Raw genomic sequence first — 12,299 nt, 5'->3', positions numbered from 1 at the left:
TCACGTCCCGACCACTCACGTCGCAGGGCGCGCGCGGGCCGGGCGGCGCATGCTGGAGGACGGAATGCCGTTCGCGACCCCGCGACGTCCCGAGGAGGCTCGCCATGGAGTCGAGCAGCAGCCCGCGTACCCAGGCCACCGTGGTCGGAGCCGGCCCCTACGGTCTGGCGATCGCCGCCCACCTGCGCGCCCGCGGCATCGAGCCGCGGGTGTTCGGCGAGACGATGGAGAGCTGGCAGGCGCGGATGCCGGCCGGGATGTACCTCAAATCCACCCCGTCCGCCTCCTCGATCGCCGGCCCGGCCGGGCGCGGGCGGCTGGAGCAGTTCCGGGCCGAGGAGGGCCGCCCGGGCGGCGAGGACCGCCACCCGGTGCCGATCGCCGAGTTCATCGACTACGGCCGCTGGTTCCAGAGCCGCTGGGTGCCGGACGTGGCGGCCACCCGGGTGATCGAGGTGGCCCGCGACCCGGCCGGCGGGTTCCAGGTCACGCTGGACGACGGCGAGCGGTTCGCCAGCGCCACCGTGGTGCTGGCCACCGGCCTGGGCCCGTACGCCCACGTGCCGGCCGACCTGGCCCCCCTGGTCGAGGCCGGGGTGGCCTCGCACTCGGCGGACCACCACGACCTGGGCACCTTCGCCGGCAAGCGGGTGCTGGTGCTGGGCGCCGGCCAGTCGGGGCTGGAGACCGCGGCGCTGCTGCACGAGTCGGGGGCGGAGCCGGTGCTGGTGGCCCGCACCGACCGGCTGCTCTTCGGCGACCCGCCCGCCACCGACCGGCCCGCCGACCGGCCGCTGCCGGTGCGGCTGGCCAAGCCGGGCTCCCCGCTCGGGCCGGGCTGGTCGCTGCTGGCCTTCGCGCAGGGCCCGGCCGCCTTCCGCTACCTGCCCGAGCGCACCCGGACCCACTTCGTGCGCACCGTGCTCGGCCCCTCCGGGGCTTGGTGGCTGCGCGAGCGGGTCGCGGGGCGGTTCCCCCAGCTGACGGGCTACCAGCCGACCGCGGGCTGGGCCGAGGACGGCCAGGTGCGGCTGGAGCTGCGGGCGGTGGACGGCGGCACCGGCGTCCCGCGCTCGGTCGCCGCGGACCACCTGATCTGCGCCACCGGCTACCGGATCGACCTGCGCCGGCTGGAGCTGCTCTCCCCCTCCCTGCGCGCCCTGCTGCTGCGGGACGGGCCGGTGCCGCGGCTGCGCGCGGGGTTCGAGTCCGCCGTCCCCGGGCTCTACTTCGCCGGGCTGTCGGCGGCGCCGTCCTTCGGCCCGGTGCTCCGGTTCGTCTGCGGGACGGGGTTCGCGGCCCGCCGGATCAGCGCCGCGGTGGCCCGCGGCTGACCGCCTGTCGGTGCCGGGCCGACTGCGGGTCAGTGCTGCCAGACCTTGACCCAGTCCACCGTCGCCTGCGCCTGCTGCACGTCGGGGGCCGGCGGGTACGGGTAGCCGACCGCCAGGTTGACGATCAGTTCCATCGGGACGTCGGGGACGTGCTCGGTCTGCTTCCACCGGGCCACCCCGTCCACGTACCAGGTGACCGAGTCCTGTTCCCAGTCCGCCGCGAGCACGTGCGTGCTGCCCGCGAAGTCGGCCGGACCCCAGGTCAGGCCGACGTGCTGGTCGCTCTTGTCGGGCCCGATCCAGTGCAGGTTGAAGTTCACGGCGTTCGGGTCGCTGGGGAACTCGGCCACGTCGAGCTCGGGCGGGGCGCTGCGGGTGTCGGGCATCAGCCAGAACGCGGGAAACATGCCGCCCGCGCTCGGGACCCGCATGGCGACCTCGAAGTAGCCGCGGGTGAAGGTCTCCTTGGGCGTGCCGTTCCAGGAGTCCCGCCCGGTGGTGATCATGCCGGAGGTCCACGGGTAGGTCTTCCCGTCGCTGCCGACGGTGTCGCGCCGCTGCGCGGTGAGCACGGCCCGGCCGTCCCGCACGGACACCTGGCCCGGCAGGTACCACTCGGACTCGTGGTTGCCGGCGTTGGTGCACCCGTGGTCGTTCCAGTCGTAGCAGGTGGCCCAGCGGGCGGTGTCCAGCGCGGTGCCGTTGAAGTCGTCGTGGAAGACCAGGTGCCAGGGGCCGGCCGCGGCGGGGTCGGCGCCGAGGGCACCGGGGCTGGTCACCGGCGCGGTGGACGGGCCGCCGCCCAGGCCGGGGGCGGGCGGGCCGCTGCAGCCCGTGGCGACCAGCAGCAGGCCAGCGCCGCCGGCCCGCCACCAGCGCCGCCGCGCGGGGCGCCCGCGCGGGGCCCGCTGACCACCGCCCGGCTCCCGGTCCCCGGCCCGCGGCAGCAGCGCCAGCACGGTGGTGACCGCCGCCAGCACCGCCAGCGCCCGGGGCAGCGTGAACGCGTGGTGCAGGTAGAACGCCTCCGCCACCGCGACCGCCAGCGCCAGGCTCACCGCCACCGTCAGTACCGCGCCCTCCAGCGCGGGCAGCACGGCGCCCTCGCGCGGCCGCGGCCACCGGGGCCGCACCGCCGCCGCACCGGGGGCCAGCAGCACGAACGCCGCGGTGACCGCGACCCGCACCGGCGAGCCCGCGGGCAGCAGGGTGGCGAGCAGCGCGACCCACCCCGAGAGCGCGAGCACGGTCCTGGTCGTCACGAACCTGGTCATCAGGAGCCTCCGTCCATCACGGGGTGCCGGTCGTCGCCACGTACTGGTAGACCACCGCGTCCGGGCCCCGGTACACCGGCGTCAGCGCCGGCAGCGCGTCCGCGGCGGCCCGCAGCCGGGCCACCGTGTCCGCGGGCAGCGTGCCGGTCAGGTAGCACTCCGCGGCCTGGGCCCGGGTGAGCACCAGGTAGGTCGGGCCGTTCGCACCGACCTGCGCGTGCAGGATCGCCGAGGTCGGGTCGACCAGCAGCGCCCGGCGCTCCGCCAGCGTGTCCTGCGAGAAGACCACCCGGCTGTGCTCGTCGTAGTGCAGGTCGGCGCCGGGCAGGTCGCCGGTGACCGAGACGATCCGGCTGCCCGGTGGCGCGCGGTCGATCGTGGTGCGCACCGCGGCGACCTCGTCGGTGGAGAACCAGTTCATGCTCTCCTTGCTGTAGTAGCCGAAGAACAGTCCGACCAGCAGCGTCCCGAGCAGCCCCGTCACCACCACCGCCCGCAGGCGCGGCCGCTCCGAGGGCGCGAACAGCAGCGCGGCGGTCAGGAAGGCGGTGGCGGGCAGCGAGAACAGGTACGCCCGGAAGATCATCTCGCCGCCGTAGTTGTTCGCCACCAGCAGCGGCAGCGGCGACAGCGCGAGCAGGGGCACCCCGGTCCGCCGGGTCCACGGACGGCGCCAGTACGCCACGGCGGCCAGCGCGAAGAGCGCGGCCGACATCCCCCGGTCCACCCAGGCCACCAGCACCTGTCCCGGGGCCGCCGCGCCCAGTCCGGCCAGCCCGGACAGCACGTTGGCGTCCGGCGAGGTGAGCGCGTGCAGCAGGTCGTGCAGGTTGGCCGACAGGTACGGCCGGGCCACCGTGGCGTCCCACAGCACGGTGAACCCGACCGCGCCGGCGAGCAGCGGCAGCACGGTGCGCCGGTTGCGCCGGGGCAGCGCGAGCATCAGCAGCGCGCTGATCAGCATCAGCGGGGTCAGCTGGTGCGAGGAGGCGATCGCGAACTCGATCAGCAGCAGCATCAGCAGCCGGCCCGGCGGCCAGCCGTGCACCCCGGGCTCGTGCAGCCGCCTGATCAGCACCGCCAGCAGGCTGGCGTAGAGCAGGAAGGCGAAGGCCTGCGGGGCGAAGTAGTCCTGGCCCACCCAGGAGGCCGAGTAGAAGATCCACACCCCGCCCCAGACCACCCGGCGGTCGCTGCTGACCGAGCGGTAGAGCAGCAGCAGCGGCCCGAGCAGCAGCACGTTGAAGAAGACCGGCGCCCACGCCGCGTAGCCGAGCGCCGAGTGCATCCCGGTGACCCGCAGCAGCAGCGCGTTGATCTGGAAGAAGCCGGGCCACTGGTTGTAGATGTCCAGGCCCTGCGCGTTGGGCACGGTGCCGTTGTGCCGCAGCATCGCGTCCAGCACCGCGATGTGCTTCCAGGCCCAGGAGTAGCGCAGCGCGGGGTAGAGCAGGCTCGGGGTGGCGTGGATCATCATCACCAGCGCCAGCAGGTAGCCCGCCAGCCACCCCTTGCCGACCCGCAGGTCCCGCAGGGCGGCCACGAAGCCCAGCGTGAGCAGGGCCACCGCCACCCAGAACCAGACCGGCAGCACCTGGAGCAGCCCCAGGTCGCCCATCCGCTCCAGCTGCACCCGGCGCAGCGAGACGAGCCAGACGGCCAGCGCCACGGGCAGCATCGCGCGCGGCACCCACTGCGGCCAGGGACCGCGTCCGCCCACCCGGCGCAGCCTGGTGGGCGGCGCAGCCGTCACCGTCGACTCTCGGGCCATCGCCTTGCCTCCGTCAGGACCGGCGCCAGATTGGCCGCCACCCACCAGTGGTCGCGGGCGGACCGGCCGCCCTTGGTGACATCGCCGGCGACCCGCCACAGCCAGCCGAGCAACGCCCCTTCCGGGGTCACCGGGGTGCCGGTGACGGCCAGCAGCGCCAGGTCGTCGGGTTCGGGATCACGTCCCGCCGCCCACCGGGCCGCCTGCTCGCCGATCCCCCGTCCGTCCAGCAGCCGGTGCAGCGCGAAGACGAACTGGTACCCGTCCACCTCGGCCGGGCCGCGCTCCACCGCGCTGGACCAGTCGATCAGTCCGGTCACCCGCAGCCGGCCGTCCAGCAGCACCTGACCGGGGTGGAAGTCGCCGTGCGTCCAGGCCACCAGCATCCGGCGCTCCGCCAGCCGGGCGTGCAGCCGCTCCCGCACCGCCCGCAGCGCGGCCGCACCCGCCCCGTCACGGCAGCAGGCGAGTCCGGCGGCCAGCTGGTCGGCCGGGCGGTCCACCCAGTCCGCCAGCAGCGCGGCGGCCGGTTCGGTCCGCCCGGTGGCCCGGTGGAGTGCGGCGATCGCGCCGAGCGAGCCGGCCGCCAGCGCCCGGGCGCTCCCGGGGTCCCGCTGCAGCAGCCGCTCGCCGTCCGTGCCGGGCGGGCGGGCCTGCACCGCCATCGGCAGTCGACCCGTCAACCGGTGGTCCGTGACCCCCGGGAGCAGCGCGTGCAGTCCGTCGAGCCGCGGGTCGGCGCCGAGCCGGGCGAGCGCCTCGCAGTCGGCGGCCAGCGCGGCCGCCGCCCGGCCGGTGCACGGGTGGGTGACCGTGACCGGGCCCCGGGCGCCGTCCAGCCGGACGACCAGCACGTCGGCAGCGGTGCGTTCGACCCCCGACGGCCGGGCGCCGGGCCGGGCCCGGGCCGCCAGCCGACGGGCCGTGCGCCGGTCCGCCGCCCGCCGCAGCCGCGGCGGGGCCACCGGCAGGCAGCACACCCGGGTCAGCCACCCGCCGGTGCCGTGCGGCCGGTCCCCGTCCCCGGCCGGCCGCCAGTGGCGGGCGAGCACCAGCAGCCCGGTGGCCACCGTCAGCTGCGCCACCAGCCAGGCGGCCGCCGCTCCGGCGATCCCCCAGTGCGGCAGCAGCAGCACGGTCAGCCCCAGCACCATCACCGACAGCACGAACAGCGCGCTGACCGACACCCGCAGCCGCCGGCGCACCCGGCAGACCGCCACCGTCGTGGTAAGCACCAGGTTGGGCAGCGCGGAGGCGCCCAGCAACCGCAGCGTCGTGGTGCCGTGGGCCGCGTAGTCGGGCCCGAACACCCGCAGCAGCACGGGCGCGCCGAGCTCCAGCAGCAGCACCGCCGCGACCAGGATCGTGCCGGCCTGCCGCATGATCCGCCAGTAGTGGGCCGGCAGCCGGCGTTCGTCGGCGGACTCGACCATCAGCGAGTAGCCCATGTTGTTGGCCAGCTGGTAGAGGCCGAAGGCGATCAGCCAGGAGATCGAGAAGTAGGCGCTGGGCGCGGCGCCCGCCACGTTCAGCACGATGATCGGCGGCAGCGAGGTGGCGGCCTGCCAACACATCGCCCCGACGAAGTCGGCCGCCACGTAACCGGGCGTCGGGCTGACCGCACTGCCGCGCGGGCGGTGGCGCGGGATCACCCGGGTGAACATGTAGGCGTTGGTCACCGCGACCACCACCACCAGGCCGACGAGCCACGAGTGCAGGATGCCCAGGGTCAGTCCGCCCACCGCGAAGGCGCCCAGCAGCCCGGTCTTCAGCAAGGCGAATCCGGAGTTCTCCCAGACCACCAGATCGGCCCGGCGCAGCCCGGTGAGCACCCCGTCCTGCAGTTCGAAGATCGCGTAGCCGGCGGCGCCCACCACGAAGGCCGCGCCCAGCAGCGGCGCGTGCAGGAAGCCCAGTTGGGGCGAGATCAGCGGGATCAGCAGCACGAAGACGACGCTGACCAGCGCGGTGGCGGCCAACGCGCCCAGGTAGGAGCGGAGCACCAGCCGGGCCGGGCGCAGGGCCGGCGGCACGAAGCGCACCATCACGGTGGAGAGGTTGAACTGCCCGATCCCGCCCAGCAGCATGAGCGCGGACACGGCGGCGAAGTTGCGGCCCACCTGCGCCGGGCTGTACCAGCGGGCGGCGAGCGCCCAGAAGCCGACTCCCACCAGCGAGGTGATCAGCGAACTGGCCGTCAGCAGCAGGCCGTTGCGCAGCAGCGGGTCGGCCCGGCGACGGCGGGCCCGGGACGGCGCGGCCCCGTCGGTGGCGGCCACCTCGGCGACCACCCGGACCCTGGCCGGGGAGCGGAGCATCACAGCCGCTCCCCGGGTCCGTCCGGCCGCAGCGCGGCGCGGACCAGCCGGGCGGTGCGCGAGACCGTGCCGCGCCGGCCGTCCTCCGACACCGCGAGCAGCGCCAGCAGCGGGCGGGCGGTGTCGTCCGGCAGCGGGGGCCGGCACTGGTCGCAGCTGCCCACGGGGTGGCCGATCAGGCCCGCGACCGCCTCGGCCAGGCCGGCCTGGTACGCGTGGCGCAGCACCGTCACGGGGGTGTCGTGCAGCGCCCGCTGCCCGTTGGCCGGGGCCCTGCCGTGCACCGCCGACCGCAGCATCGACAGGTCGGCCCGGCCGTCGCCGACCGCCAGCACCGGGACGGCGCCGGGCGCGCCCAGGTGGTCCAGCAGGGCGCGCACGCCGTGGCCCTTGTCGGCGCCCAGCGGCACGAAGTCGGTCTGCGCCTCGCCCGGCACCACCTCGTACCGGACCGGCGGGTCGCAGTCGGCGAGCAGCTGACGGACCGTCCGCGGATCGAGCGCACCCGGTCCGGCGGCGCTCCGGCCGCGCACGCACCACAGGTAGCGCAGGTCCACCGAGCAGCCCGGCAGCGCGGCGATCCGCCCGGGCAGCCCGCCGTCGCCCGCCTCGCGCAGCTCCTGCGGCAGCAGGGCCAGTTCGCCCTGCCCGTCCCAGCCGACGCAGCCGTACTCGGCCGCGCCGCCGGACAGCCCGTAGTCGGCGCACCGCTCGCGCACCTCGGGCAACGAGCGCCCGGTGGCCAGCAGGGTGCGGTAGCCGTGCGCCCGCAGCGCGCGCAGCGCCAGCAGGCCGAGCGGCGAGGAGGCGGGGAATCCCGGCGCGTCGGTCTCCAGCACGCCGTCCACGTCCAGCACCACCCAGCCGCTGCCGCCGGAGTCGGCGGGCAGGTCGGCCAGGTAGACGTCGGCCAGGAACCGGCGCACCGCGCGGGCCTGGGCGGTGCGGGCCCGCTCGCCGGCCGGGGCGGGCAGCGCCCCGGCGGCGGCGAGGCGCCGCTCGTTCCACGCCTGCACCAGTTGCAGCAGGCACCAGCGGGCGCCCGGCAGCGGGTCGCCGGTCAGTTCGCGGTAGCGGGCCAGCAGGGCGGCCTCGTCCTCGGGGGAGCCGAGCGCGGCGCCCGCCAGGTCGAAGGCGGCGTCCCGGCCGGCCAGGTCGAGGTGGCTGGAGCTGCCGCCGGCGCAGTCGGTCTTGGCCCAGCCGCCGCGCCCGTCGGCGGCCCAGGCGCCCGGACCGGTTCGGCCGTCGGTCACGCACGGGTGGTCGACGGTCAGCGTGCGGCGGGCCAGCCGGTCGAGCAGCGCGATGCGGGCCGGCAGCGCGAACCGGCCGTAGGGGGCGGCCAGCACCTGGCCGGCCACCTCCCAGACCGGCCGGCGGCCGGCCAGCCAGGCGCTGCGGTCCTCGGCCAGCGCGAGCTTGCGCCGGCGCTGCGCCAGGTAGCCGGCCACGGCGACCGGGGCCACCGGACGGCCCGGCCGGTCCTCGCCCGGCAGCCGCTCGCGCAGCAGCACGCCGTCGACGAAGCCGAGCACCGGGGCGACCAGACCGGGCAGCCGCTCGGCGATCTGCGCGCGGTAGCGGCCGAAGCCGCCCAGGCCCGCCCACTCCGCGGTGAGCGAGAGCAGCACGGCCGAGCGGTCGGCCCGCTCCACCCGGACGGCCACCGGGACCGACAGGTGCGCCCAGCGGGACGGCCGGCCCACCGCGGGCGCGGTCACCTCGGCCACCCGCACGGAGTCGGGCAGCACGGCGGCCACGGTGCGCAGCAGTCCGGCCTCGCCCAGCCGCTCGCGCACCGCCCAGCGGTCGCCGGGCAGCAGCACGCACGGGTAGCGGTGCAGCGCCTCGGGCACCACCGCCGCGCCGAACAGCGCGAGCAGCGGCACCACGGCGGCGGCCGGGAAGCCGGCCCGCTCGGCCGCGCGGGCCACCGCCGCCACCGAGCCGCCGGTCTCCGGCGGGGCGTCCAGCAGCAGCACGGCGCCGCCGCGGCGGGCGGTGCGGCGGGCGGTCCGCCGCCGCCCGGGCAGCAGCGGACCGTGCGGGCGCACGGTGCCGACGGTGACCGCCGCGTAGCCGCGGGCCCGCAGCGCCGCGCCGGCCAGCGGGGCCAGGTAGCTGCCGGACGTGCGCACGCCGAGCACCAGCAGCGGGCGGCCGTGCTCGGGGTACTGGGCGGCGAACCGCCGGACCAGTTCGGCGACGTCCTGCGGGTGCTGGTCGAACCCGGCGAAGCACGGCGGCCGGCGCAGCACCGCGCGGCGCAGCGCCCGGCAGCCGGCCGGCCCGGTGGCGGCCGGCCGGGCGGCCGCCGACAGGCCCGGCCCGGCCTGGTCGGCCCGGCCGGGCACCAGCACCAGGTCGGCCAGTTGGTCGGTCAGCGCCGCCAGCCGGTCGCACCAGCGCCGCAGCGCCCACCGGCCGCGCCACGGGCGCAGCAGCACGGACAGCCGCGCCAGCACCCGCAGCAGCGCGCCGAACCGGCGGTCGGCCAGGTGCCGGGCGGCCCGCGGCAGGGCGCGGTCGGTGCCCTCCAGCAGGTCCTGCAGGATCTGGGTGGCACCGGCGGCGGCCAGGTAGGCCTCCAGCCAGTCGGCCCGCTCCACCTCCGCCAGCAGCCGCTCGGTCAGCTCGGGCACGGTCTGCAGCGGGTCGACCGCCACCGGCACCGGGGCGGCGGGGCGGTGGTCGTCCGGCACCGCGCGGCGCGAGGTGCGGATCTGTGCGTCGACCATGGTTCAGCCTCCCAGTCGGGCGGTGTTCGGCGAGTGCGACCCGCCGGTCAGTCCTCCACCGGGGGCGGGCCGCCGGCCGGTCGGCCGACGGCGGCGCGCAGCCGGCGGTAGACCCGCCAGCCCTTGGTGCGCAGCCGCTCCGGGCGGGGTGCGATGGGTGCGCCGTGGCCGGTCACCCACTGCTGGAACAGGTCGGGGGCGGTGTCCGCCCGGACCATCAGGCGGGCGATCCGCAGCGGGTCGTCGGCCTGCGAGCTGAAACGGTTCGCCACCGCGGTGGCCGAGGTCCAGCCGGCCTGGTGCACCTTGCGCCGCACGGCCGCGCTGTTGTAGCCGTGCGGGTAGGCGTAGTTGGTGACCGGGTGGCCGAGCGCGTCCTCCAGGATCCGCTTGCAGTCGGCCACCTCGGCGCAGAGCCGGGCCCGCCCCAGCGTGTCCAGCTGGGGGTGGGTCAGCGAGTGGCCGCCGATGTCGAAGCCGTAGGCGTCCAGGGTGGCCACCTGACGCCAGTTCAGCATCGGTGCGGGCGGCAGCAGGCTGCCGCTGCCCTCCTCGCCCGGCGGGTGGACCGCCCCGGTGGTCAGGTACAGGGTGGCGGGCAGGCCGCGCTCGGTGAGGATCGGCGCGACCGTCCAGTAGAAGTCCTCGAAGCCGTCGTCGAAGGTCAGCACGGCGCTGCGCTCGGGCAGCTGCGGCCCGCCGCGCTGGGCGGCGACCAGCCGGCGCAGCGGCACCACGGTGCGGCCCGCGTCCGCCAGCCGGTCCAGCTGCTCGGCGAACACGCTCGGGGCGACCGTGTACGGGGCGATCCAGGCGGGCGGGTCGGCGCTGACCGAGTGGTACAGCAGCACCGGGACGACGGTCATGGCGCACCGCTCCCCAGGTCGGTCAGCCGCCCGCGCAGGTAGCCGAGCACGGTGGCGCCGGTGCCCGCGCAGATCGCGGCGGCCACCCGCAGCTGCCCGGGGCGCAGCGCCCGGCCCACCGCGCGGGGCAGTGTGGCGCGCAGGTAGCTGCGTTCGCTGGCCAGCGCCCGGGCCCGGCCGGCGAACCGGGCCACGGTGGCCTTGGACAGGCCCTCGGCGTAGCAGCGGGCCCGGAAGTAGCCCCACCGGGCCCGGGTCCGCGGCACGTGGTGGCGCACTGCGGCGGCCGGGTCGTAGCGCAGTTCGCAGCCGGGGTGGGCGGCGGCCAGTCGCAGGCACAGCTCGGTCTCCTCGCAGCCCAGCGGCCGGGTGCCGATCCGGCCCAGCTCAGTGCGGAAGCCGCCGGCGGCGACCAGCTCGGCCCGCCGGAACGACATGTTGGCGCCGATGAAGTTCCGCACCGGCGCGGGGTGTTCGGGCAGGCCGCGGTAGCTGCAGCCGACCACCCAGTCGAACTCCGGCGGGAACCAGGCCGGTCGGCCGCCGTCCCAGCGGGGCCGGACCAGCCCGCCGACGCCCAGCACCGCCGGGTCCCGGTAGCCGGCCAGCAGGTGGCCGGTCCAGGCGGGTTCGGCCACCGCGTCGTCGTCCAGGAAGGCGATCACCTCGCCGTGCGCGTGCGCCACCGCGGTGTTGCGCGCCCCGGACAGCCCGCGGGCCTCCTGATTCGCCATCACCTGCACGTCGGGCCAGGCCAGTTCGGCCCGGGCGGCGAGTTCGGGGCAGTGGTCGACCACCAGCAGCACCTCCTCGGGCGGGTACTGCTGGTGGCGCAGCGAGTCCAGCGCGGCGCTCAGGTCGGCCCAGCGCCGCGTGGTGTAGGCGCAGACGGCGACGGTCAGGGTGGGCAGCGCGGGCATGGCTCAGCCTCCGATCCGGCGGGCCTGCAGCCGGCTGCGCAGGTAGCCGACCGGCCCGTAGGCCAGGCCGCGCAGCTCCAGCAGGCCCAGCCCCGGGGTCTGCGGCACCTCGTCGGAGTACCGCGAGGCCCGCTGGGCGGCCCGGCCGAGGCCCTTGGGCAGCCTCCGCAGCAGCGCCGCGCCCAGTTGCGGCTCCTGCACCAGGGCGGCGGCCACGAAGGCCCCGAACCCGGCGCCGTAGCCGAACGCCTGGGCCGGCACCGCCTCCGGCGCGCGCCGGTGGTGGTGCCAGATCAGCGCCTCGGGCTGGTAGGCCAGGGTGTAGCCGGCCGCCAGCACCCGCAGGAAGGCGAGCAGGTCGTCGCCGCCGCGGGCCGGGGTGCCGGTGCCCATCGCGGGGTCGAAGCCGCCGAGCCGGCGCAGCGTCGAGGTGCGGAAGGCCATGTTGGCTCCCGAACCGAACTGCCCGGCGGTGAAAGGGAAGAGCGGGTCGGCCGGCGGGTCGGCCAGCGACCAGCGCAGCGGGGCGAAGCCCTTGCTGAAGCCGGCCAGCCGCTCCAGCGCGAGCTGGGCGGGGGTCTGCAGTTCGGCGGGCAGGATCAGCCCGGTGACGCAGCCGATCCGCCGGTCCTGGCCGAACGCCTCGGCCAGCGCGGCCAGCCAGCGCGGGTCGGCCAGCGTGTCGTCGTCGGTGAACGCGCACAGTTCGCCGCGCACGGCGGGCAGCGCCGCGTTGTGCGCCCGGGCCAGGCCCGCCACCGGCTCGCGCAGGTAGTGGACCTGGCCGGCGTACCGCCGGCCGATCAGCTGCCGGGTGTCGTCGGACGACGGGGCGTTGTCCACGACGATCACCTCGAAGTGCGGATAGCCGTTCCGCAGCAGCGAGTCCAGGCAGCACCGCAGGCGTGCGGCGCGGTCGTGGGTGGCCACGACCACGCTGATCAGCGGCGGTTCCGCGGACGCCACGGCGCTGCCCGCCCGACGAGGGCGCGCCGCGGACGTCGCGGTGGTACCGGGCCCCGGGGGGGGCGGGGGGGGGCCCGGGGCGGTTTTGGCCGGGCGAAAGGCCGTGAGGGCC

Annotated in this window: 8 protein-coding genes; 1 reads left to right on the top strand and 7 read right to left on the bottom strand. The window is 76.9% G+C overall.

The features are described from left to right. The first annotated feature begins 104 nt into the window (after positions 1 to 104). Complete coding sequence (locus ACFW1A_RS04415; RefSeq protein ID WP_380403947.1) at positions 105 to 1,334, top strand: FAD-dependent oxidoreductase; 1,230 nt, start codon at positions 105 to 107, stop codon at positions 1,332 to 1,334. 29 nt (positions 1,335 to 1,363) lie between these two features. Here ACFW1A_RS04415 and ACFW1A_RS04410 read toward each other — a convergent pair whose 3' ends face one another. From ACFW1A_RS04410 to ACFW1A_RS04380, 7 genes are read right to left on the bottom strand one after another with little or no spacing between them, the layout of a single operon-like run. Next, a complete protein-coding gene (locus ACFW1A_RS04410; RefSeq protein ID WP_380403944.1) occupies positions 1,364 to 2,608 on the bottom strand; it encodes a family 16 glycosylhydrolase in 1,245 nt (414 codons plus the stop codon). A gap of 16 nt (positions 2,609 to 2,624) precedes the next feature. Beyond that, positions 2,625 to 4,379, bottom strand: coding sequence for a glycosyltransferase (locus tag ACFW1A_RS04405; protein WP_380403941.1), 1,755 nt, complete (start codon positions 4,377 to 4,379; stop codon positions 2,625 to 2,627). Beyond that, a complete protein-coding gene (locus tag ACFW1A_RS04400; RefSeq protein WP_380403938.1) occupies positions 4,358 to 6,697 on the bottom strand; it encodes a phosphotransferase in 2,340 nt (779 codons plus the stop codon). Before ACFW1A_RS04400 ends, ACFW1A_RS04405 begins: the two co-directional genes overlap by 22 nt. Further along, on the bottom strand, positions 6,697 to 9,435 hold the full coding sequence (locus tag ACFW1A_RS04395) for an HAD hydrolase family protein (RefSeq protein WP_380403935.1): 2,739 nt from the start codon (positions 9,433 to 9,435) through the stop codon (positions 6,697 to 6,699). Before ACFW1A_RS04395 ends, ACFW1A_RS04400 begins: the two co-directional genes overlap by 1 nt. A gap of 47 nt (positions 9,436 to 9,482) precedes the next feature. Beyond that, the gene (locus tag ACFW1A_RS04390; RefSeq protein WP_380403933.1) at positions 9,483 to 10,301 is read right to left on the bottom strand and encodes a polysaccharide deacetylase family protein; all 819 of its coding nucleotides are present in this window, start codon (positions 10,299 to 10,301) and stop codon (positions 9,483 to 9,485) included. Further along, positions 10,298 to 11,221, bottom strand: coding sequence for a glycosyltransferase family 2 protein (locus ACFW1A_RS04385; RefSeq protein WP_380403928.1), 924 nt, complete (start codon positions 11,219 to 11,221; stop codon positions 10,298 to 10,300). Before ACFW1A_RS04385 ends, ACFW1A_RS04390 begins: the two co-directional genes overlap by 4 nt. A gap of 3 nt (positions 11,222 to 11,224) precedes the next feature. Continuing rightward, positions 11,225 to 12,187: a glycosyltransferase family 2 protein gene (locus ACFW1A_RS04380; RefSeq protein ID WP_380403923.1), complete on the bottom strand. Its 963-nt coding sequence runs from the start codon at positions 12,185 to 12,187 to the stop codon at positions 11,225 to 11,227. Positions 12,188 to 12,299: the final 112 nt, after the last annotated feature.

It is taken from the genome of Kitasatospora sp. NPDC058965, from assembly GCF_042741245.1.
In the GTDB taxonomy this organism is placed as follows: Bacteria; Actinomycetota; Actinomycetes; order Streptomycetales; family Streptomycetaceae; genus Kitasatospora.
This window is presented reverse-complemented; position numbering and strand designations above follow the sequence as displayed.